The sequence below is a fragment of the Janthinobacterium sp. GW823-FHT06H09 genome (assembly GCF_058794735.1).
Genome location: NZ_JBXAHC010000010.1, coordinates 154,849 through 175,235, shown reverse-complemented (window position 1 = coordinate 175,235; position 20,387 = coordinate 154,849). Strand labels below are relative to the sequence as shown.

21 protein-coding genes are annotated in these 20,387 nt (G+C 63.5%); 8 read left to right on the top strand and 13 right to left on the bottom strand.

Translation table 11 applies throughout. The annotated features are described in order from the left end of the window. Positions 1 to 2: 2 nt before the first annotated feature. The 5 genes from AC1Q6X_RS18820 to AC1Q6X_RS18800 form a co-directional block, all read right to left on the bottom strand. Entirely contained in the window at positions 3 to 575 is a 573-nt protein-coding gene (locus AC1Q6X_RS18820) for a cytochrome c oxidase assembly protein (protein WP_071650232.1), read from the bottom strand. A 1-nt stretch (position 576) separates the two neighbouring features. Then, a complete protein-coding gene (locus tag AC1Q6X_RS18815) occupies positions 577 to 693 on the bottom strand; it encodes a cytochrome oxidase small assembly protein (RefSeq protein WP_217494223.1) in 117 nt (38 codons plus the stop codon). A gap of 51 nt (positions 694 to 744) precedes the next feature. Continuing rightward, positions 745 to 2,343 (bottom strand): cytochrome c oxidase subunit I, encoded by a 1,599-nt coding sequence (gene ctaD / locus AC1Q6X_RS18810; protein ID WP_034749009.1) that lies wholly within the window; start codon positions 2,341 to 2,343, stop codon positions 745 to 747. A 13-nt stretch (positions 2,344 to 2,356) separates the two neighbouring features. After that, complete coding sequence (gene coxB / locus AC1Q6X_RS18805) at positions 2,357 to 3,565, bottom strand: cytochrome c oxidase subunit II (RefSeq protein ID WP_070222560.1); 1,209 nt, start codon at positions 3,563 to 3,565, stop codon at positions 2,357 to 2,359. 465 nt (positions 3,566 to 4,030) lie between these two features. Beyond that, the gene (locus AC1Q6X_RS18800) at positions 4,031 to 4,954 is read right to left on the bottom strand and encodes a methyltransferase domain-containing protein (RefSeq protein ID WP_227742101.1); all 924 of its coding nucleotides are present in this window, start codon (positions 4,952 to 4,954) and stop codon (positions 4,031 to 4,033) included. A 57-nt stretch (positions 4,955 to 5,011) separates the two neighbouring features. Here AC1Q6X_RS18800 and AC1Q6X_RS18795 point away from each other — a divergent pair, with 57 nt between their 5' ends. Together AC1Q6X_RS18795 and trmL are read left to right on the top strand one after the other, a co-directional pair. Beyond that, positions 5,012 to 5,779, top strand: a complete 768-nt coding sequence (locus tag AC1Q6X_RS18795) for a phosphoribosyltransferase family protein (protein WP_492498108.1) — start codon at positions 5,012 to 5,014, stop codon at positions 5,777 to 5,779. Positions 5,780 to 5,818: 39 nt separating this feature from the next. Continuing rightward, positions 5,819 to 6,289: a tRNA (uridine(34)/cytosine(34)/5-carboxymethylaminomethyluridine(34)-2'-O)-methyltransferase TrmL gene (gene trmL / locus AC1Q6X_RS18790; RefSeq protein ID WP_492498107.1), complete on the top strand. Its 471-nt coding sequence runs from the start codon at positions 5,819 to 5,821 to the stop codon at positions 6,287 to 6,289. A 113-nt stretch (positions 6,290 to 6,402) separates the two neighbouring features. On the opposite strand, the gene AC1Q6X_RS18785 is transcribed toward trmL, so the two are convergent. The 8 genes from AC1Q6X_RS18785 to AC1Q6X_RS18750 all read right to left on the bottom strand — a co-directional run bounded on the left by AC1Q6X_RS18785 (position 6,403) and on the right by AC1Q6X_RS18750 (position 16,491). Continuing rightward, a complete protein-coding gene (locus tag AC1Q6X_RS18785; protein ID WP_492498105.1) occupies positions 6,403 to 7,149 on the bottom strand; it encodes a hypothetical protein in 747 nt (248 codons plus the stop codon). Between the two features lie 16 nt (positions 7,150 to 7,165). Beyond that, on the bottom strand, positions 7,166 to 8,110 hold the full coding sequence (locus AC1Q6X_RS18780; RefSeq protein WP_492498103.1) for a hypothetical protein: 945 nt from the start codon (positions 8,108 to 8,110) through the stop codon (positions 7,166 to 7,168). A gap of 318 nt (positions 8,111 to 8,428) precedes the next feature. Then, positions 8,429 to 12,127: a tubulin-like doman-containing protein gene (locus tag AC1Q6X_RS18775; RefSeq protein ID WP_492498101.1), complete on the bottom strand. Its 3,699-nt coding sequence runs from the start codon at positions 12,125 to 12,127 to the stop codon at positions 8,429 to 8,431. A 36-nt stretch (positions 12,128 to 12,163) separates the two neighbouring features. Continuing rightward, complete coding sequence (locus AC1Q6X_RS18770; RefSeq protein ID WP_230506337.1) at positions 12,164 to 12,601, bottom strand: hypothetical protein; 438 nt, start codon at positions 12,599 to 12,601, stop codon at positions 12,164 to 12,166. 44 nt (positions 12,602 to 12,645) lie between these two features. Then, on the bottom strand, positions 12,646 to 14,115 hold the full coding sequence (locus AC1Q6X_RS18765) for a hypothetical protein (RefSeq protein ID WP_492498099.1): 1,470 nt from the start codon (positions 14,113 to 14,115) through the stop codon (positions 12,646 to 12,648). Further along, complete coding sequence (locus AC1Q6X_RS18760) at positions 14,112 to 15,608, bottom strand: hypothetical protein (RefSeq protein ID WP_492498097.1); 1,497 nt, start codon at positions 15,606 to 15,608, stop codon at positions 14,112 to 14,114. The genes AC1Q6X_RS18765 and AC1Q6X_RS18760 overlap by 4 nt, the downstream gene beginning before the upstream one ends. 127 nt (positions 15,609 to 15,735) lie before the next feature. Beyond that, the gene (rfaE2, locus tag AC1Q6X_RS18755) at positions 15,736 to 16,218 is read right to left on the bottom strand and encodes a D-glycero-beta-D-manno-heptose 1-phosphate adenylyltransferase (RefSeq protein ID WP_070222576.1); all 483 of its coding nucleotides are present in this window, start codon (positions 16,216 to 16,218) and stop codon (positions 15,736 to 15,738) included. Between the two features lie 33 nt (positions 16,219 to 16,251). Then, the gene (locus AC1Q6X_RS18750) at positions 16,252 to 16,491 is read right to left on the bottom strand and encodes a DUF3717 domain-containing protein (RefSeq protein ID WP_070290090.1); all 240 of its coding nucleotides are present in this window, start codon (positions 16,489 to 16,491) and stop codon (positions 16,252 to 16,254) included. A gap of 134 nt (positions 16,492 to 16,625) precedes the next feature. Here AC1Q6X_RS18750 and AC1Q6X_RS18745 point away from each other — a divergent pair, with 134 nt between their 5' ends. The 6 genes from AC1Q6X_RS18745 to AC1Q6X_RS18720 all read left to right on the top strand — a co-directional run bounded on the left by AC1Q6X_RS18745 (position 16,626) and on the right by AC1Q6X_RS18720 (position 20,365). Beyond that, a complete protein-coding gene (locus tag AC1Q6X_RS18745; protein ID WP_230506340.1) occupies positions 16,626 to 17,564 on the top strand; it encodes a hydrogen peroxide-inducible genes activator in 939 nt (312 codons plus the stop codon). 58 nt (positions 17,565 to 17,622) lie between these two features. Continuing rightward, positions 17,623 to 18,477 carry a 4-hydroxybenzoate octaprenyltransferase gene (ubiA, locus tag AC1Q6X_RS18740; protein ID WP_070222581.1) on the top strand — a complete coding sequence of 285 codons (855 nt, stop codon included), beginning with the start codon at positions 17,623 to 17,625 and terminating at the stop codon, positions 18,475 to 18,477. A 108-nt stretch (positions 18,478 to 18,585) separates the two neighbouring features. Further along, positions 18,586 to 18,942: an ElaB/YgaM/YqjD family protein gene (locus tag AC1Q6X_RS18735; RefSeq protein ID WP_070222586.1), complete on the top strand. Its 357-nt coding sequence runs from the start codon at positions 18,586 to 18,588 to the stop codon at positions 18,940 to 18,942. Between the two features lie 54 nt (positions 18,943 to 18,996). Further along, positions 18,997 to 19,374, top strand: a complete 378-nt coding sequence (locus AC1Q6X_RS18730; protein ID WP_492498094.1) for a phage holin family protein — start codon at positions 18,997 to 18,999, stop codon at positions 19,372 to 19,374. Continuing rightward, positions 19,371 to 19,718: a hypothetical protein gene (locus AC1Q6X_RS18725; RefSeq protein WP_230506342.1), complete on the top strand. Its 348-nt coding sequence runs from the start codon at positions 19,371 to 19,373 to the stop codon at positions 19,716 to 19,718. The genes AC1Q6X_RS18730 and AC1Q6X_RS18725 overlap by 4 nt, the downstream gene beginning before the upstream one ends. 89 nt (positions 19,719 to 19,807) lie before the next feature. Continuing rightward, entirely contained in the window at positions 19,808 to 20,365 is a 558-nt protein-coding gene (locus AC1Q6X_RS18720) for a DUF3455 domain-containing protein (protein WP_230506343.1), read from the top strand. Positions 20,366 to 20,387: the final 22 nt, after the last annotated feature.

Here is a 20,387-nt window from a genome sequence, read left to right as displayed (position 1 = left end):
TCCTATTGGACGGCCGGCGTTTGAGCCTGGCTCAGACCGGCAATCTCGAAAAACGTGTACGACAGGGTGATGGTCTTCACCTCTTTCGGCAGGGCCGGATCGAGGAAAAACACCACCGGCATCTGCCGCGCTTCGTGGGCCTTCAAGGTCTGCTGCTTGAAGCAGAAGCACTCGACCTTCTTGAAATGCGGCGTGGCGCTCTGCGGCGCGTAGCTGGGGATGGCTTGCGCGTTGACGACGCGGTTTTGCGTGTTGACCACTTCATACAGGACGGTCACCAGCTCGCCCGGATGCACCTGCATGCTCGAGACGGTCGGGCGGAAGCGCCATGGCCCTTGCGCATTGCCGTCGAACTCGACGGTGATGCTGCGCGTCGTATCGACCTGCGTATTGTTGTCGTAAGCCACCGTGCCATCTTTTTGCGTCAGCACGTTAATGCCCATCACTTCGCAAATCTGCTTGTAGACGGGAATCAGGGCATAGCCAAAGCCGAACATCAGCACGGCAATGACGAGCAGCTTGCCCAGCATCTTGCGGTTCAGGCCGCGCGTTTCCTGTTGGTGGGGCGTCGTCACGTCAGAGCCACATGCGCTTGACGAACACGGACAGGAAGAAGAAGGCCGCCAGGGCGGCCAAGATCAGCCCGGTACGCAGGTTGTTCGGTTTCTTGCGCTCAGTTTTCACTTCGGTCATGGCAGGCACTTTATTCAAGACGGGCCGCGCAACACGCCGGCCCGCGATACCTTATTTCACGGTCGGCGGCGTTTCAAACGTGTGGAACGGCGCCGGGCTCGGCACGGTCCACTCCAGGCCTTCCGCGCCTTCCCACGGTTTCGCTGGCGCAGCCTTGCCGCCGCGGATGGTCGGCAAGACGACGAAGAACAGGAAGTACACCTGCATCAGGCCGAAACCGAAGCCGCCGATCGAGGCGATCATATTGAAGTCCGTGAACTGCGCCGGATAGTCGGCGTAGCGGCGCGGCATGCCGGCCAGGCCCAGGAAGTGCATCGGGAAGAAGGTCACGTTGAACGTGATCAGCGACAGCCAGAAGTGGATCTTGCCGCGCGTCTCGTTGTACATATGGCCCGTCCATTTCGGCGACCAGTAGTAGAAACCGGCGAACAGGGCGAACAGCGAACCGGCCACCAGCACGTAGTGGAAGTGCGCCACCACATAATAGGTATCCTGCAGCTGGATGTCGATCGGCGTGACGGCCAGGATCAGGCCCGTGAAGCCGCCCATGGTGAAGACGAAGATGAAGCCCACCGAGAACAGCATCGGCGTTTCGAACGTCATCGAGCCCTTCCACATGGTGGCGATCCAGTTGAACACTTTCACGCCCGTGGGCACGGCGATCAGCATGGTCGCGTACATGAAGAACAGCTGGCTCGTCACCGGCATGCCGGTGGTAAACATGTGGTGCGCCCAGACGATGAAGGACAGAATCGCGATGGAAGCGGTAGCGTAGACCATCGAGGCGTAGCCGAACAGCGGCTTGCGGGCAAACGCGGGCAGGATCTGCGAGACGATGCCGAAGGCCGGCAGAATCATGATGTAGACCTCGGGATGGCCGAAGAACCAGAAGATGTGCTGGTACATGACGGGGTCGCCGCCGCCTGCCGCATTAAAGAACGAGGTGCCGAAATGGCGGTCCGTCAGGGTCATGGTGATGGCGCCGGCCAGCACGGGCATGACGGCGATCAACAGATACGCGGTAATGAGCCAGGTCCAGCAGAACATCGGCATTTTCATCAGGGTCATGCCGGGGGCGCGCATGTTCAGGATGGTGACGATGATGTTGATCGAACCCATGATGGACGAGGCGCCCATCAGGTGCATGGCAAAAATCGCCATGTCCATGCCGGGGCCCATCTGCGTCGACAGCGGCGCATACAGGGTCCAGCCGGCAGCCGTGGCGCCGCCCGGTACGAGGAATGACGTGGCCAGCAGCAGCGCGGCCGGCGGCAGCAGCCAGAACGAGAAATTGTTCATGCGGGCAAACGCCATGTCGGACGCGCCCACTTGCAGCGGGATCATCCAGTTGGCGTAGCCGACGAAGGCCGGCATGATGGCGCCAAACACCATCACCAGGCCGTGCATGGTGGTCAGTTGATTAAAAAATTCAGGGTGAAAGAATTGCAAGCCCGGATGAAACAGTTCCGTACGGATCATCAGGGCCAGCACGCCGCCCGACAGCAGCATGATGAACGAAAACCACAGGTACAAGGTGCCGATATCCTTGTGGTTGGTGGCAAACAGCCAGCGGCGGTAGCCAGTCGGGTGGTCGTGGGCATGGTCGTGATCGTGACCGGCGTGGTCCAAGGTGCTCGTGCTCGTACTCATATGCGGCTCCTAATTACTTGCGTGCAGCCACGACTTCGGCTGGTTGAACGATGTTCTCTGCGGCCTTGTTCGACCAGGAATTGCGCGTGTAAGTGATCACTGCGGCAATTTCCGTGTCGGACAGCTGTTTCCATGCCGGCATTTCAGCGGGATACTTACCGCTCTTTTGCCCGTTCAGCAAGACGTGGATCTGATCGGCTTTCGGGCCGTTCACCACGGCCGAGCCGTCCAGCGGCGCAAATGCCCCTGGTACGCCCTTGCCGGTCGCCTGGTGGCAGACCACGCAGTTGGCCGTATACACTTTCTCGCCCTTGACCTTCAATTCGTCGATGGTCCACACCTTGCTTGGATCATCAGCCAATGCCGCCATTTCCTTTTGTTTTACATCAACCCAAGCCTTGTAGTCGTCGGCTGAGACGACCTTGACGACGATGGGCATGAACGCGTGTTCCTTGCCGCACAGCTCGGCACAATTGCCGCGGAAGGTGCCGATATGGTCGGCCTTGAACCAGGTGTCGCGCACGAAGCCTGGAATCGCATCCTGCTTGACGCCAAAGGCGGGCACGGACCAGGCGTGGATGACGTCGTTGGCCGTCAGTACCACGCGGATCTTCTTGTTGACCGGCACGACGACTTCGTTGTCGACTTCGATCAGGTAATTTTCGCCGCGTTTTTCCGTCGGCGGCGCACCTGGCGCACCCACTTGCGAGCGCGGCGTGGCCAGGTTGGAGAGGAAGGAAATGCCTTCGCCCTCGCCTTTCAGGTAGTCATAGCCCCATTTCCACTGCATGCCGGTGGCCTTGATGGTGATGTCGGCGTTCGAGGTGTCCTTCATGCCGACCACGGTGCGCGTGGCAGGCAGGGCCATGCCGATGACGATCAGGAAAGGCACGACGGTCCAGGCGATCTCGACGGTGGTGCTTTCGTGGAAAGTGGCCGGCTTGTGGCCCAGGGACTTGCGGTGCTTGAAGATGGAATAGAACATGACGCCGAACACGGCCACGAAGATCACCAGGCAGATGATCATCATCAGGGTGTGCAAATCGTAGATTTCATGGGCGATCTGTGTCGCCGGCGGTTGCAGATTCATTTCGAACGGCACGGGACCGCCGGTGCCGGGATAGGTGCTGGCAGCCGGTGCCGCCGTGGCCCATCGCCCGATGCCAAACGCTGTCAAAGACAGCCCGAGCAGCAACGATTGAAGTCGCTTTGCATGTGTCATGTTTTCCCCAACCACCCAAAAATAATGATATTTTAAACGGCTGCGGATTTCTCCGTACTGGACCGCTGCCGCTCCTCCATGAAAGCAACACGGCCGGAATGCGGCCATGTGCGTCAAGCACCAGCGAATTCCATGCTGGCTGCCGCAGCAAAAAACGGCGGCGCGCAACCATGCTGGAACCCTGTTTTTCTTCCCCACATCGAAATGGCCTCGTGTGGAAGATGGTTACTATACTAATGCAGTAACTTCGAATAAGTCTCGCTTTGTTTTTTTTATTTTGTATGCAGCCCTTGTTTTTTTCAATTAGCAAGCTGACAAACAATCAACGATTATAATCAAGTAAACTTGAATCCATCAAGCAATAATCGGCTTTGTGCGCGCCCTTCTCCCGGCCGCCGCGTGCTTTGCAACGCCAAGTTGCCACATCGCGCGCGAATGCGACCAAGTGTCGGTTTCTTTGCCCTTTTATTTGGGCTTGCGCGGCAGATCGAAGCGGATGATCGCTTCGCCATTGCGCGTCACGCGCGGCGCGGGACGGAAGGCGTGACCATAGATCACCTCGAAACTCAAGCCCAGCTTGCCGTCGGGACGGCGCGTCTTTTCCAGCGCGGCCAGCATGCGCTGCCAGGCCGCCTTGCCCATCAGGCCGCGCCGGCGCGTAGTGAGCGGGTTGCCGCCAAAGGCGCGCACGTCCGCCAGCAGTTTTTCCGCCGTATCGTAGGTGACGGTGATGATCTCCATGTCCAGCACGGGCGTGGAAAAGCCCGTCTCGACCAGCATGTCGCCAAAATCGTGCATGTCGACGAAGGGCAAGGCGTGCGGATATAAATCCGCCTCGGCAAACGCGTCGCGCACTTCGCGGAAGGTATCGGGGCCGAAGCAGGAAAACATCAGCAAGCCATCGAGGCGCAGCGCGCGCCGCCATTCGGCAAACACGCGGTCGGGCTGGGCATGCCAGTGCAGCGCCAGATTCGACCACACGAGGTCGATGCTGCCCTGCGCCAGCGGCAGGTCGCCCAGGTCGCCGCACAACAAATCCACGCCTGTCTTGGCCGGCAGCAATTTGCTGAGGAACTGATTCAGGCTGGCCAGTTTCGACGCGGGCGCGCGCGCCGCCTGCATCATCGCTTGCGCTGCATCGAGACCGATAATCTGCGCGGCGGGATAATCCTTGTGCAATTGCGCCAGGTCCGCGCCTGGGCCGCAGCCGGCGTCAAGCACGCGATGCGGCGTGATTTTCACCAGCTCCAGGCGCTCGTGCATGCGTGCCGACACTTCGCGGCGCAGGAAGTCCGACGGCGCGACGCGCGCCGGACGGGAAAAGAAATCGCGTACTTGCACCGCATCGATGGGCGCACTCATTTTGGGCGGACTGGTGGGAACTGGCATGTTGAATCGGGTGAGGTGAGATAATGTCGGCAGTGTACATGGAACGACGCCATCGCGATGCGGACCGCCACCCGGCAACGCCTTGATGCCGCCTGGCAGGCGCTGCGACTGTGGCTGGGCGACACCGTGCTGCCGGCGCAATGCGCGCTGTGCGGCATCGGTTGCCCGCAAGTGCTGTGCCCGCCTTGCCGCGCGCAGTACCTGGGGCAAGGACGCGGGCAACTGCGCCACCGCTGCCGCCAGTGCGCCAATCCGCTCGCTGACATTGAGGTGGCTCAACTGTGCGGGCGCTGTTTGCGCCAGCGGCCCGCGTATGACGCCACCGTCACGGCGTTTGACTATGCGGCGCCCGTCGACCAGTTGCTGCTGCAGCTGAAATTCGGCGCGCGACTGGCGTTGGCGCCCCTGTTCGCAGAACTGCTGCATGTTGCCATTCAGCAACAGCAGGAATGGCAAGCGCCACAATTGCTGTGCCCGGTGCCCTTGGGCTCGGCCCGGCTGGCCGAGCGGGGTTTTAACCAGGCGCTGGAAATCGCGCGCCCGCTGGCGCGCCTGCTGGACGTGCCTTTGCAGCCCCGGCTGGCGCTGCGCGTGCGCGAAACGCGGGCGCAAAGCGGCGTTGCGCCGCAGGAACGGCAAGCCAACCTGGCGCACGCGTTCGCCATCGCGCCGGACTACGCGCCGTTATTGCCAGGATGCCATGTCGGCATCGTCGACGACGTGATGAGCAGCGGCCATACCGTCAACGCCCTGGCGGCCGCCTGCAAGCGCGCGGGGGCGGCCAGGGTCAGCATCCTGGTGGTGGCGCGCACGCCGCCGCATTAAATTCGCTGTATATATGAGAGATAGACCAAGGAGAGCATTTTGTTTCACGTTGTTTTGGTAGAACCTGAAATCCCGCCCAATACGGGCAACGTCATCCGCCTGTGCGCGAACACGGGCGCGCAGCTGCACCTGGTCGAACCGCTGGGCTTTCCCCTCGACGATGCAAAGATGAAGCGCGCCGGCCTCGATTACCACGATTACGCGAAGATGAAGGTGCACAAGAATTGGGCAGCCTTCCTGGCCGATACCCAGCCCGACCCCGCCCGCATGTTCGCCATGACGACGCGCGGCTCGCGCCCGTTCGGCGACGTGGCCTTCCTGCCCGGCGACGTGTTCGTGTTCGGCTCGGAAACGAAAGGCCTCGATCCGGCCCTGCGCGACGGTTTTCCGTCCGAGCAACGCATCCGCCTGCCCATGCGCCCGGACAACCGCAGTTTGAATCTGTCGAATACGGTGGCCGTCGTTGTCTACGAGGCCTGGCGCCAACACGGCTACCAGGGCGGCGCGTAGGTCGGATTAGGCCCAAGGGGCCGTAATCCGACAACATTGTTGGCGTTAGTGGTGTTGTCGGATTACGCGGGGCTTTACCCCGCTAATCCGACCTACGCATTTGCATACGGCGATCAGCGCAGCGCCAGCCGCGCCACGCCGCTATTGTCGTCCAGCATCACCAGCTGCGTGCGCAAATCGCGCGTGGCGGCCAGCTTGCCATTCACGTACAGATTCGTCTTGACGCCATACACGCCTTGCGACACGCCGGCCGGCAAGGTCAGCTCGAACGAGTTTTCAAAGCGACCGCCCGATTTGTTGTTGCTGGCCAGGGCTTTCGAGCCTGACTTGAAGGGCTGGCCTTGCGGGTCGAGCACCACCAGTTCTTCGCGCACGTCGTTGACGCTTTGCGCGCTGCCGTTGACCAGCTCCACCACGGAGTTGACCTTGAACGGCTGGCCGCGCTTGACGGTCGACGCGCTCAGCTGCGGCGTGTACGACACCACTTGCGGCTCGCGCGGCAAGGCGCCGCGCGTACGGATGTAGTCGCGGTCCGCCTGCGCCGCCGTCTTGGTCTGGCGCGAATTGACATTGATGGCCAGGCAACCGGCCGCCGCCAGGCCGCCGCCGATGGCCGCGCCCTTCAGCGCGCCATTCTTGCCGCCCGCCAGCGCCCCCAGCAGCGCGCCCACGGCCGCACCGGCCGCCGCCGACGTGCCCACGCTGCACGGATCCTCATCCGTGGCCGCCTGGGCGCCGCCTTGCGGATAGGAACTGTCCTGGCGCACGCCGTTCGGGCTCATAGTCGCCGTGGCGCAGCCGGTCAGCATGGCCGCGATGGTCAGCGCAGCGACGGCGCGCAAGGTGGTGTGATTCAGCATGGTAACTCCCGGATGACTAATTGATCGTTGTTTCCGTCTGCAGCACTTGCCGTTCGCGCTCGCGGATGCGGCGCGACAGATTGTCGATGCGCGCATTGCCCGGATCGATGCGGCGCGCGCTTTCCAGATACGTCTTGGCCGCATCGAACTTACCTTCCAGCAATGAACGTTCGGCATCGCGCAGGAATGATTGCGCCATTTCGTTGCGCATGACCGCGCCGCTATCGACGGGCGACGTTTCCAGCGGACGGCGTTCGGTCACCGCTGGACGTTCGACCACGCGCGCGGGCGCCGGTTCCTGCTGTGCCGGCATTGCTGCCTGCGCCGGGGCCGGTGACGGGGCAGAAACGGGCGCCGCCATCGACAGCGCCTGCACGTCGGCCTTCAGCTGCGGCAATTCCACCGCTTCGCGGTCGATCGCTTCCAGCCTGGCGATGCCATTGCGGGCCGCCGTCGCATCCTTGCCATCGAGCGCCTGGCGCACGCCGACCAGCACGGACGCGGCTGCCGCCTGCTGGCGCGCCAGCTGCTTGCGCAAGGAATCCACGCTGGCAGCGCCCGCGCAATCGATGTCGAGCCCGGCAATGCCCCTGGCGGCGCTTTGCAATTGATGGCCGTCAATATTGCGCTCGATGGCGCGCACGCCGCGCTGGCAACTACCCGATGCGACGCCCGCCTTGCCGATCGCCGCCTGCAGATCGTCGGCCTTGGCGCTGGACTTGCCCGTACACACATTTTTCGCCGTCGCCAGCTTCTGGCGGGCGCCGTCCAGGCTGCCATTCGCCACCAGCTTCAAGCCACTGTCGATGGCGTCATTGCAGGCCGATTCACTCTTGCCACCCGGCTTGCCATTCATGTAGACGATGACGGCCGCCAGCACGACGGCGCCGCCCAGCCAGCGCAGCCACTTGCGCGGCGGCGGCGGGACTGTCGGTGCAGGCGCCGGTGGAGGCACAGGCACGGGCTTCGGCGCGGCCTGCGGCGGCACCGGGACCGGAGCCGGAGCCGGAGCCGGCTTGGGCGGCGCTTTCGGCGCAGGCGCCGGTGTCACCGGCTGGGGCGGCGGCTTGGGCGCAGGCGCCGGTGATACTGGCACAGGCGCCGGCGCCGGCGCCGCCACCGGCACAGGCAGCGGCGGCGGCATGGCCGCGGCTGGCTGGACTATGCCAGCCTGCGCCTGCCCGCAGTACGGGCAATGGCTGACAACGGTCCACAGGCCCGTCTTGCATTTGTTGCAGATATCCAAAACTAATCCTTCATTCCAACGTCATTCCAGCGTTCACAGAGGCGGCGGCATCAACGGTGGCGGCGCGCTAAGGAACAAGGGCGCCAGCTCGGGGAACTGGGCCAGCTCGGCCCAGGCCGGCAAACCGGCGCGCCACACCTTGGTGGTGCCGGGTACGACCTGCCCTGCCTGCACGTACTGCACGATCTGCTGGGCCGTGAACGGTCCCTGCTGCTGGCCGTTTATGCCCAGGAAATACTGGTATTCCACCAGGGGCGGCGGCATGCCGCCCAGCGGTGGCGGCGCCATGCCGAAGGCCGGCGCCACGGCAGCGGCCGGCGCGCTGGCCGGGCGCAGCAGTTGCTCCAGGCGTCCCGCTTCCAGCATTTCCCCCTTGATCGCATATTTCAACCGGGGCTGGCCGTCCGCTTCCGGCTCGCGCACTTCCCAGTCGTAGGCGTCGCCGTCGGATTCGCCGATCACGTTCGCCCATTCCTTCAGACGGCCCAGCAGAGCTTGCACCGTGCGGTCGAGCTCATCGCTGCCCATGCCCTTGCGGCGCGCCGACTCGCGCAAACGCGCGCCCACTTCGGCGGAAATGGCGCTGCCAAAGCCGACGTACGGCAGCTGCGAGCCATCGGCCTGCGCCACCAGCTTGGGCGCATACACGGTGCGTTCATAGTATTTTGCCAGCGCGGCCATGGCCGCCGTCTGCACGGCGTCAAGCGCCGTCAATTTTTCCTCGATGCGCAAGGCGATGTTTTTCTCGTACGAGGCCGGCATGCCGTTCTGGCGGATGGCCCGTTCGTTGCCGATGCGGCGCAGGTCGCCCGGTTCGACGGCAAACTGGTACTGGCCTGGCGGCACGACTCTGCCCGTGTGACGCGTCAGCACGCCCAGCATGATCGCCTGCAGGAACTCGCCGAAATCCTCGGCCAGGCGCTTCATCTCATCCGTGTTCGGCGCGATCGGGTGCGTAAATTGCGTTGGATCGATATGCGTGTGGGTCGGCGCCTTGTCGTTGTCGCCTTCCTTGCGGTAACTGGTGCGCCAGCCTTCCAGGCCCCGCAGCACCGTCATCGGCACGCCGGCCAGCTCGCAATAGCAGACGGCGCGCCCGCGGATGCCCGTCTCGACGATTTCCAGCTGGCTCACCGTAATGCCCACCTGGGTCGGCACGCACGATTCGAGCTCGGCGCCGAACTTCGCCTTGAAGGCGGCCGCGTTGGCTACGCCGATCACGCACTTGAACTGGTCCGACACGACCGTGAAGTCGCCCGCCATGTTGGCGTCGATCCAGGGCATGGAGCAGGCCAGCAGCTTGCGGAAGCGGTCCAGGCGTTCGGATACGTCCATCTGCTCGAGCGCCTCGAACAGGGGGTCGGGCGTGCTCGTCGCCCCTTCCGCCAGGCCCGCCGTGGCGATCATGTTCTCGGCCATGCGCGTCACCTTGGCCAGGATCAAACCCCGTTGCGCCGGTTCGCCCAGCATGGGGAACAGCGCTTTCGAGCCGCCCATGTCCTTGAACGCTTCATCGGCCCACTGGCGCAAGGTGGCCGCCGACGGCAGCGCAATGTCTTTTTCCGTGACGGGAATGACGATCAGGGTCGCATGTTCCTTGTCCAGGTCCTTTTGCAGGATGGTATTGGCCGTCTTGAGTTCCGCCAGCATGGCCAGCACGCCTTCGCGGCCCGTTTGCAGCTCGCCCACCAGGCCATTCCACTGTGCGCGGCCCTGCGCATCGACGCCGACCCGGTTGCCCAGCCAGCGCGACAGCTCGCCCAGCAAGATGACGGACTCGTCCGCCGCCTTGGCACGCAGATGGAATTTCAGCGCATTCGCCATTTCCGTGCGCAAATGGTCCATCACCACACCCGCCTGCTTTTCGCCATTGCTGAGGAAGCCGAAGGTGCTGCGCGTCTGTTCCAGGTTGTTCAGCAGGCGCTCGTATTCGCGCGAACGCACGGCTTCCTTGATTTCGCGGTAACGTTCGGCATTGTTGCCGATCTGCGCCGTCAAACCGCTGCCCGGCGCCTCGATGCGGTCCTTGATCTGTTCCACCAGCGACAGCACGTATTCCAGGCCGCCGAATTCCTTATTATCAAGATAACCATACAACTGGTCACGCACGACTTTCTTGACGTCGTCGAGCACTTCGCGGCGGCGCTTGCTGATGCGGTCTTCCGTCGTGTCGGCCGTGGAATCCTGGTCGCGCACGGCGTCGCGTTCCAGATGTTTCATGGCGTCGCGCACCTGGGCCGGCCATTCGCTGCGGTCGAAGCCCGTGCGGATATCGTTAATGCGCGTATTGACCCGGTTTTCCACGCCGGCCAGCAAGTGGCCGTGGCGGTCTTCCAGCAATTCGTCGACGACGCGGAAATCGATGAAGTCGCCGCTGGAGCGCTTCAGTTCGATGCTCTTGTCGGAAAACTCGGGGAAATCGCTGAAGGGCGTGCCCTTCAGGAACATATTTGCAGCAAGAAAATTATCGCGCTGCGTATCCGTGGCGCGGTTGGCGCCCGCGTCCGTGCCGCCCACGCCAAAGAACGCTTGCAGCATGGCGCCGGCCCAGCGGTGGGCCCGCTCGTCGCGCGCCGCTTCCTGGCGCGTATCGAGCACGGCCATGCCGAACGAGGAAAAGCGCTTCGAGAAATACAAACGCATGTCGCCGAAGCGGTCTTGCGGCACGGGCGCGTTGTACAGCGAATTCTTGTGCTGCGCCTGGTTGACGGCGATCGAGCGCTTGGCGCGGGCAAAGTCGGCCGAGGCAAAATCCTCGAACAGCGAGTCGGCCACCATGTGGTAGACGTCGCTGACATCCTTGGTGTGCTGCTGGGCAAGATTGCCCGAATCGATCAGGTACACCTCGCTGTACGGCTCGCGCGTCAGCTCCGGACGGTCATACGCATCCCAGCGGCCCACATAACCCTTGTTGCCCATCATGGCCGATTCCAGCTCCATCAGCGCCGCATAACCGTTGGCCTCGACCCTGTCCTTGTTGGCCTTGGTGTAGCCGGTCGGCAAGAACAGCATCAGCTCCACGTCGGCCGCGCCCACTTCGCTGCGCGCCAGCCAGCGCGCCAGCAAGCCCATGTCGAGGAAGGACCCGGAACCCGTGCCGCCCGCCACGGAACCGACGATGACGATGCGGAAACGGTTCGTTTCCATGCGCAAACCCAGTTCGGCCAGCTGGCGCTCGTGCGACAGGCCCGCCTTCAGCGCTTTCAGTTTCAAGCGGATCTTGTCGCGGATCTTCGCGTACTTGTCGAAGAAATACAGGCGCGACACGGCGCGGATCTGCCCGGCGCCGCTGCTCATGTCAAAGCGCAGCTCGCGGATGCGCTGCGGCGTCAGCGGCAGCCATTCCTTGATGTGCGGATATTTCTCCAAGGAATCTTCATCGCGGCTGTACTTGTCCATGTCGAACGATTCGACCACCTTGTCGTCGTCCGTGAACTTCACCTGGTCGAACTGCAAGTCCTTCGCCTGCGACTCGCCGCTCTCGATCACGGCGCCATTGTCGAGGTCGAAATGGATGAATTGCGCGATGGGGAAGTCGGCCAGCCCCTCGATGCGCGTGCGGTTGCCCGCGCCGCCCCACAGGGTGTTGAGGATGCGCCGGCGCACACGCATCAACACCTGCATGCCCGTGCCGCCGATGCCGATGAACAGGGTCGGGCGCAGTTCGATGATCTTGTCCTGCTTGCGCTCGCTGGCGCCGCCGGGGATGGTTTGGTTCAGGTTCTCTGCCATGGTGATTCCTTCGATGATGCGTGCAACGGCGTGTGCTTAGCGGCGGCTGGAAGTAAAGGTCAACAGTAACGCGACCAGGCCCACCAGCACCAGCGGTCCCATGAACAGCGGCGCGAGGAATTTATGGGCATTCACGGCCGCCAGCACGACACCGGTCGCCAGGCTGGCCAGGAAGATGAACAGCCACCAGCCCGAGGCATTGGCCTTGTTCGGCGGCACGCGCTTGGCCACCAGGCCATTCGCATAGGCATTCTTGGCAAAGAAAAAGGCAACGAACAGCAGCAACAGCACGACGCCGCCGATCAGAGTGTCGCGCGACGAGGTGTCGGTCGTGGCGGCGGCGTCCAACGCGGGCGCAGCTTCGGTGGTGGCCGTGGTGGATGCTGGTGCGCCCGGCGCATCGGCGGCCGGTGGCGCGGATGCGGGGGCCGGCAGGGTAAAACCGCTGTTGTCTTTGGGAGTGTCTTGCGCCATGGTATGCCTCAGTTGAATAGAAGGTTTATTTAAAGAACGGTTGCTCAGGCCAGGCTCAGGGTATGGCCTTCGGCCACGCGCACGACGGCCGGCTTGCCCAGGCCACGCTTGAGTTCGCCGATGTCGCGGCCGTCATCGTCGCGGATCTGCACGCTTTTGAAGGGTTTGAGCAGCACTTGCCGCTGCACACCGTCGGCCATCACCTTGTAGCGCGTGGCGCGCGTGCCAAGCAAACCCAGCGCCAGCAAGCCCAGCACGAGCGCCAGCACGCCGCCGAGGATCACCAGCACGGGCAAGAGCGGATACTGTATGCGCACCAGCAGCGGGATCGTCGCCTGCGACGCGCGCACGCTGTCGGGCGGCGTGAACATGCCGGAGATCGGATCGCCGGGAAACAGTTCCTGCAAATCCTTGCCGAAGCTGGACGCCAGCGCCAGCCGCTGTTCCGACAGGCCCACCTGCGCCTGCATGGGCAGCAACACCTGCTTGCCCATGGCGGCGATCGCCTGCGCCGACCACGGCGACGGAATCTGCGCCATCGGCAACGCAAACTGCACCTGCACGGACTGGCTGGCACCCGGCTGCAGCTGGCGGATTTGATCTGGCGCAACGTGCAGCGGCGCGTTCTGGCCCGCCAAGCTGGCGTGCACCCTGGCGCTGTCGATCACGTACGGGAAAAACATGTTTTGCAAGGACGCCTGCAGCACCACTTGCGGCACCAGGTTCGCCGCATCGACGTCGAGCACGATGGTGCGCCCGTCGCGGCCCAGGCTGGCGTGCACATTGGCGCTGTTCTTGACGGACTGGGGCACGATGCGCACGGCATCCTGGTCCACCGGTTTCAGCCGCGCGGGCGGACGCGTCAGCACTTGCGACAGCCGGCCCTCGGTCAGGATGCGGGTCAACGCCTCGGACGCGGGCTGGCCATACGCGAGCGCATACACCATCAAGCCCTTGGCGCTGTACAGCTTGCCCTGCACGGGCATGCGCAGCGGAAACACCACCGTCTTGGTGATCGACGGTTCCAGGTGCAGCAAGCGGTAAAAATCGCGGTTGCGCTCGGCCGTCTGGCTGTCGTTGTTCGGGCTGTTCTTGTTATTGGTAAAGATCCACACGATGCCGGACGCGGACTGAAACGGGCCCGTGATGGTCTTGGTCACGGCTTCCTGAAAATCCGTGTCGGCCAGCGCGCCGCCGGCGCTCTTGCGCGCCAGGCCCAGATTGGCCAGCTGGCCCGCCACGCCGGCGCCGCCCTGCCCTTGCCCGATCAGCGCTGGCGACACATTGCTGCCGCTGCTCTGGCTGAAGGCCAGCGTATACACCTTGTCGGACGGGTTTGTAGCGGCCTGCGCCACGGCGCCCACCAGGGCTTTCAGCTGTGAATGCTCATCCGTGTAAAACGGCTCCATCCAGCCCGAGTTTTGCACCAGAAACGCTTGCTGGATACCGGCCGCATGCGCGGCGGCGGCGCTGAAAAACGCGGCGCAAGCCACGGTCAGTAAGCGCGCCTTCATGCCTGCAAGGCCCAGCCATCGATGCGCGACAGCAGCGGGTGGTAGGCCCACAGCATGCCTTCATGCACAAACAGGCGCACGCGCCACGGCTCGCTGACGGCGAACGTGTGGAACACGGTCTCGCGCAACTCGTCGTCCTGCACCAGCTGGGCCGCCAGGCGCTCGTTCGAACGCAGCACGCTCGACAGGCCGGCGCTGGTGGCGAACTTGACGCCAAAGACGCTGCTGCCCCCGCCCGATTCCAGCAGCGGCATGACCGCCTGGTTCTTGCCGCCGTCGTCGCCGTGTTCCGGTTCTTCCCACGGCGCCGTTTTCAGCTTGGCGGCGAAGCGGTAATTGAAGCTGCCCGAGCACAGGCGCGGCGCCAGCGCGTCGGCCCGCTCAGATTGCGCGCCCAGTTTCACGTAGACATAGGTGCCGCGGCTGCGCTCGAAGCATAGCTGCCACAGGCCGCCGTCGCGCGACACGTACGGGCTGCCGAATTCGAAATGCGGCACCAGCCCTTCGGGCCAGGGCGTAAACGAAGCAGCCACGTTGCCGTCCGGCTGCAACTGCAGCCGGAGTTGGCCGTTGGCGCAGGGCCACACGGCCATGCGGTTGTAGGCCACGGGGGCGCTGACGGTGCCCAGGTCAACCACGCCGTCGAGCAGCACGTCGCTGCCCGGCTTTTGTTGCGCATCAAGGTTGACGAAGCGGATGCGGCCATCGTCGTCGCGCAGCGGTGCCCACAGGCGGCTCTGGAACCAGACAGGCGCGGCCACGCACGGCGCGCCACCCACGTGCTCGACCACGTAGCTCAGCGAAGGCACGTCGGGACGGATGCAGGCCAGGCCATGGCCGGTCGGCAAGACCAGCACGCTATTGAAGTCAGGCACCAGCTCGGCGCGCCAGGCGCCGTGGGCCAGGTCCGATTCGGCCAGCAAGCCGCCATGGTCGGGGTCCAGCGCCAGCCAGCGTTTCGAGGCGGGCAGCCAGGCGTGTAGGACGGCCTTGCGCGGGTCGAGCGCCAGCAGCGCGGGCGCGCTGGTGCCGAACGGGGCGGAAAAGAATTCGTATTCGCCGGGCGGCGGCATGGGCAGCGAGGCATCGGCTTGCGCATGCTCTTCGCGCGCGCGCTGGTCGGCCAGCTTCAGCGGTACGCTGGCCTGGCGCAAGCCGGCCGGACCGGCCGGCGGCACATCGCTGACAGGATGCGCGCCGAAAGGAGGAACCCAAGGCGCCACCCCGGACGGCGTGGCGGCCGCCTCGGGCGGCACTTGCAAGGCCGCGCCCGAGGCGGGGTCGAACGCAAATTCGGGCGGAAACTGCCGCACGGGCGCGCCGGCCGCCGCCGGCAGGCGCCGCGCCAGCATCAGCTTGCCGATATCGGCCTGGCTCACCAAGGGCGAGACATTCTGGCCGTCCGCGCTGCGCTGCATGCTCCACGCGCCCGCGTCATCGACGTACCAGGCGCCGGAGGGCAGTGGCCAATCCCCAGAAGTTTTATGATCCATGTATTTTCTATGACAAGCAATGCATATCAGACGGTGTAACGTGCTGGGGCTGTCGAAACGAAGTCGCAGCCCTGGCAGTTCTCATAGTAACGTCTTTTTATCTGTATGGAAACATTGACGGCGGTCCTCAGCCCTGCTGCGTCCGCACTTTCGTCAACAGCTTGGTGGTCGAGCGGTCGTGCGCGAAATCGATGGCCACGGCCTGGCCGCCATACGCCAGCACGGCGCGTCCTTCGGGGATGGCCGCCATGTCGTAGTCGCCGCCCTTGGCATAGATTTCCGGTTCGATCTCCTGCACCACTTCCAGGGCGCTGTCTTCCGAGAACGGCACGACCAGGCTCACCGCTTCCAGCGCGGCCAGCACGGCCATGCGGTCTTCGCAGCTGTTCAGGGGACGGTCGTCGCCCTTGCCCAGGCGTTTCACTGATGCATCAGTATTCACGGCAACGATCAGCGAAGCGCCCAGCGCACGCGCCTGCGCCAAATACGTCACGTGGCCGCGGTGCAAAATGTCGAACACGCCGTTCGTCACTACCACCGGTTTCGGCAGGGCCGCGGCGCGGGCGCGCAGTTCGTCACGGCCGCACAGTTTGTTTTCAAATTCAGGCATGGATATCTCTTGTTGGGTTAAATACGGTCACACTCAGGCGTGGCTATCGCCTTGGATGCCGCCGGCATCGCGGCGCCAGGCATCGATCAAGGCCAGAATGGCAGGATCCAGGCCCTCTTCGGCGATGCGATCTTGCCGGTAATAAATCATCAGCGCATACACGCCGGCCAGGCGGCTGACGGGTGGCGACAGCGCATATTCATTGCCGCGCGCCGGTTGCCGGGCACGCCAGTAATTGATCGCCGCTTCCAGCGCCTGCATCCGCAATTCCATCGCCCCCTCCTTCCGCCGCCCGCTCCCGCATTATAGGGGGCGATCCGCTACAATACGCCATCGGCGCCACAGTTTCACGTTTGCGCCACCTTTCATTCATTGCAAGTAAGTACTTCCTGTGTTTCAATCAACCTATGACACTGACTGAACTGAAATATATCGTTGCAGTCGCGCGAGCGAAGCACTTCGGCCATGCCGCCGAAGCCTGTTTCGTTGCCCAGCCCACCCTGTCAGTGGCCATCAAGAAACTCGAAGACGAATTGGGCGTGGTCCTGTTCGAACGGGGCGGCGCGGAAATTTCCGTCACGCCCCTGGGCGCGCAGATCATCGCGCAAGCCGAGCGCGTGCTGGAACAGACGGCCGCCATCAAGGAACTCGCCAAGCAGAACAAGGACCCGCTGGCCGGCCCCCTGCGCCTGGGCGTGATCTATACGATCGGCCCCTACCTGCTGCCGCCGCTGGTCAAGGCCATGATAGACCAGGTACCGCAGATGCCTTTGATTTTGCAGGAAAACTTCACGGTTCGCCTGCTCGAATTGCTGCGCCAGGGCGAACTGGACGTGGCCATCATGGCGCTGCCCCTGCCCGATCACGGCATGGCCATCCAGGAACTGTATGACGAACCGTTCGTCGTGGCCATGCCGCGCCAGCATCCGTGGACGGCGCGTGAAAAAATCGCCGCACAGGATTTGAAATCGGAAACCATGCTGTTGCTGGGCAATGGCCACTGTTTCCGCGACCAGGTGCTGGAAGTGTGCCCCGAAATGGCGCGCTTTTCCTCGCCCGGCAACGGCATGCAGCGCACGTTCGAAGGTTCCTCTCTGGAAACCATCCGCCACATGGTGGCCAGCGGCATCGGCCTGACGGTCTTGCCGCGCGCCTCGGTCGCCAATATGCACGCCACCGACGGCATGCTCGAGTACCGGCCGTTCGCCACCCCCGTGCCATCGCGCCGGGTGGTGATGCTGTGGCGCAAGAGTTTTACGCGCAAGGCGGCCATCGACGCCCTGTGCGCGGCCATCGCGAGCTGCAACTTGCCTGGCATCACCCCCTTGTGCGAAGACGACGAATAGTACATTGACATACTATTTGCGATAATCGACCTTTCTCTTCAACAAGATCGAGTCTTTCATGAACAAGCTGGCGCTGTATTTCCGCCTGATACGGCTGGACAAGCCTATCGGTACCGTATTGCTGCTGTGGCCTACCCTGTGCGCGCTGTGGCTGGCGCAGCAAGGCGTGCCGGACTGGCGGCTGCTGCTCATCTTCACTCTTGGCACTTTCCTGATGCGCTCGGCAGGCTGCGCCATCAACGACTACGCCGACCAGGATATCGACAAATTCGTCAAGCGCACGGCGGACCGTCCCATCACCAGCGGACGCATCAGCGGCAAGGAAGCGCTGGCCGTGGCCGGCGTGCTGACCGTGCTGGCCTTTTGCCTGATCCTGCCCCTGAATGCGCTGACCAAGCAACTGTCCGTGGCGGCCGTCATCATCGCCGGCACCTATCCCTACTTCAAGCGCTTCTTTGCGATTCCGCAAGCGTATCTGGGCATCGCCTTCGGCTTCGGCATTCCCATGGGCTTTGCCGCCATCACGGATTCCGTGCCCGTCGTCGCCTGGCTGCTGCTGCTGGGGAATGTCTTCTGGGCCGTGGCCTACGATACGGAATATGCGATGGTCGACCGCGACGACGACTTGAAAATCGGCATCAAGACCTCGGCCATCACCTTCGGCCGCTACGACGTGGCCATCGTCATGTTCTGCTATGCCGTTTTCCTGCTGCTGTGGCTGGCATGCGGCTGGTATCTGGGCTTGCGTTACTGGTTCGTCGCGGGCTTGCTGGTGGCGGCCGGCTGCGCCGTTTATCACTACACCCTGATCCGCGCACGCGAGCGTATGCCGTGTTTTGCGGCATTCCGGCATAATAACTGGCTAGGAGCAGCGGTGTTTGCGGGCGTGGTACTGGACTTTGCTTTCCGTTAATCAATGATCCTTGTGCCGCGGCAGCCCTTGAGGCGGCGCAACACAAGCCTGGCCGCAGCTGCCTACACTGGTATTTCACTGTGCAGTTTCACTTCCATGAGGTAATACATGAACTCGATACATACCGGCAAATCCAGCAGCGACAGCATCCTCGCCGACGCCGACAAGGCCCGCGACAAACTGGTCGGCGACCTGAAAACCGTCATCAACGAAGCGGAAGGCTGGCTCGATGGCGCCAAGGATCAGACGGGCGAGAATGTCAAAGCCGTCAAGGACAAGTTCATCGCCACCCTGGAAACGGCCAAGAAAGATTTGATCAAGCTGGAAGAAGACTTGCTCGAACGTACCAAGAAGGCGGCCAAGGCCACCGACGAATACGTGCAGGACAATCCATGGAAAGCTGTCGGTGCGGGCGCCGTCGTGGGCGTGCTGTTCGGCCTGCTGCTTTCCTCGTCACGCCGTTAGACAGTATTGACGGCATTCGCCGTCTCCTGACGCGAAAGGCAGCATATGGCTATCATGCACCATGTCGCCCAAGTCGCAGCGACCCTCGCCGCCATCGTCCAGACCCGTCTGGCCCTGGCGGCCGTGGAAATGGAAGAAGAGTCGCTGCGCTTCCTGTCCTATCTGGCGCTGGCCATGCTGGCGCTGCTGTGCCTGTTCGTCGGCCTCGTCTTGATCGTATTCCTCGTCATCGTGCTGTTCTGGGATACGCACCGCATCGCCGCCATCGCCATCATGGCCGCCGTCTTCATCGTCGCCGCCGTCGCCACCCTGCTGGGCGTGCGCGCCAGTTTCCGCAGCAAGCCGAAACTGCTGTCCTTCACGCTTTCCGAACTGAACAAAGACCTGGACGAGCTGCAACTGCTGGCCCGCCGGGGATCGGAGCGGCCATGACCACGCATCCCACCAAACTGTCGCATGTGCACACGGCCGCCAGCCTGGCGCAGCGACGTGACGCGCTGCTGGCCGAATGCGCGCTGCAGCGCCTGGCCCTGGGCGTGCAGACACGCCAATTGCTGGAACCTTTAACGGGCGGCAATCTGCGCCACACCCTGGCCACGCGTTTTAAAATTCCCCTGATGGTGGGCGGCGCCGTGCTGGGCCTGGTACTGGTGCGCCCGCGCCGCTTCCTGCCGCTGCTGCGGGCCAGCGGCGCGCTGCTCAAGCACGCCACCACCGCCATGCCCGTCATGCTGGCGCTGGCGCAGCGTTTCAGCAAAAAAGAAACGCCGCCATAAAATATTTTTGCCTGGCTGCATCCAAATGGCTAGCCGCTGCGTAGTAATGGTATCAACCAGCCGGTTGAGCCAACTACCAGGAGCTTGCCATGCATGCCACCATCGCCCCACGCCATACCGCCCCCTCGCTCACCGTCCTGTGCGCCGCCCTGCTCGTGGCTGCCTGCGCACCGATGAGCGCACGCTACTCGCAGGAACAATTGCCGAACGCCGTCAAGGTGCCCGATGGCCATCAGGTCGCCATGCAGACGGTGGGCGTGGGCAAGATCGCCTACGAATGCCGGGCGAAGAAAGACATGACGGGGCATGAATGGGTCTTCGTGGGACCGGACGCGGCCCTGAACGACCGCAGCGGCATGCAAGTGGGCACGTATGTGGGACCGCCCGCCACCTGGGCCAACCTGGACGGCTCGAAAGTGACGGCGACGCAAGTGGCCGTGGCACCGGCCGGCGCGGGCAATATCCCGTATCAACTGGTGAAAGCCAATCCGGCCACGGGCAGCGGCGCCATGCAGGGCGTCAGCTACATCCAGCGCGTGGCCACCAGCGGCGGCGTGGCGCCAAGCAGCCCCTGCGGTATGGAGTCCGTCGGTGCCAAACAATGGGTGCCCTACCAGGCCGACTACATCTTCTGGAAATCGGCATAAATCCTTTCAAGCGACGGTTGGC

What these genes read in the sequence shown, in the direction of transcription:
- AC1Q6X_RS18815 (WP_217494223.1), bottom strand. Translation starts at nt 693, where the DNA reads ATGACCGAAGTGAAAACTGAGCGCAAGAAACCGAACAACCTGCGTACC.
- ctaD (WP_034749009.1), bottom strand. Translation starts at nt 2,343, where the DNA reads ATGAGTACGAGCACGAGCACCTTGGACCACGCCGGTCACGATCACGAC.
- coxB (WP_070222560.1), bottom strand. Translation starts at nt 3,565, where the DNA reads ATGACACATGCAAAGCGACTTCAATCGTTGCTGCTCGGGCTGTCTTTG.
- AC1Q6X_RS18800 (WP_227742101.1), bottom strand. Translation starts at nt 4,954, where the DNA reads ATGCCAGTTCCCACCAGTCCGCCCAAAATGAGTGCGCCCATCGATGCG.
- AC1Q6X_RS18795 (WP_492498108.1), top strand. Translation starts at nt 5,012, where the DNA reads ATGCGGACCGCCACCCGGCAACGCCTTGATGCCGCCTGGCAGGCGCTG.
- AC1Q6X_RS18785 (WP_492498105.1), bottom strand. Translation starts at nt 7,149, where the DNA reads ATGCTGAATCACACCACCTTGCGCGCCGTCGCTGCGCTGACCATCGCG.
- AC1Q6X_RS18775 (WP_492498101.1), bottom strand. Translation starts at nt 12,127, where the DNA reads ATGGCAGAGAACCTGAACCAAACCATCCCCGGCGGCGCCAGCGAGCGC.
- AC1Q6X_RS18770 (WP_230506337.1), bottom strand. Translation starts at nt 12,601, where the DNA reads ATGGCGCAAGACACTCCCAAAGACAACAGCGGTTTTACCCTGCCGGCC.
- AC1Q6X_RS18765 (WP_492498099.1), bottom strand. Translation starts at nt 14,115, where the DNA reads ATGAAGGCGCGCTTACTGACCGTGGCTTGCGCCGCGTTTTTCAGCGCC.
- AC1Q6X_RS18760 (WP_492498097.1), bottom strand. Translation starts at nt 15,608, where the DNA reads ATGGATCATAAAACTTCTGGGGATTGGCCACTGCCCTCCGGCGCCTGG.
- rfaE2 (WP_070222576.1), bottom strand. Translation starts at nt 16,218, where the DNA reads ATGCCTGAATTTGAAAACAAACTGTGCGGCCGTGACGAACTGCGCGCC.
- AC1Q6X_RS18750 (WP_070290090.1), bottom strand. Translation starts at nt 16,491, where the DNA reads ATGGAATTGCGGATGCAGGCGCTGGAAGCGGCGATCAATTACTGGCGT.
- AC1Q6X_RS18745 (WP_230506340.1), top strand. Translation starts at nt 16,626, where the DNA reads ATGACACTGACTGAACTGAAATATATCGTTGCAGTCGCGCGAGCGAAG.
- ubiA (WP_070222581.1), top strand. Translation starts at nt 17,623, where the DNA reads ATGAACAAGCTGGCGCTGTATTTCCGCCTGATACGGCTGGACAAGCCT.
- AC1Q6X_RS18735 (WP_070222586.1), top strand. Translation starts at nt 18,586, where the DNA reads ATGAACTCGATACATACCGGCAAATCCAGCAGCGACAGCATCCTCGCC.
- AC1Q6X_RS18730 (WP_492498094.1), top strand. Translation starts at nt 18,997, where the DNA reads ATGCACCATGTCGCCCAAGTCGCAGCGACCCTCGCCGCCATCGTCCAG.
- AC1Q6X_RS18725 (WP_230506342.1), top strand. Translation starts at nt 19,371, where the DNA reads ATGACCACGCATCCCACCAAACTGTCGCATGTGCACACGGCCGCCAGC.
- AC1Q6X_RS18720 (WP_230506343.1), top strand. Translation starts at nt 19,808, where the DNA reads ATGCATGCCACCATCGCCCCACGCCATACCGCCCCCTCGCTCACCGTC.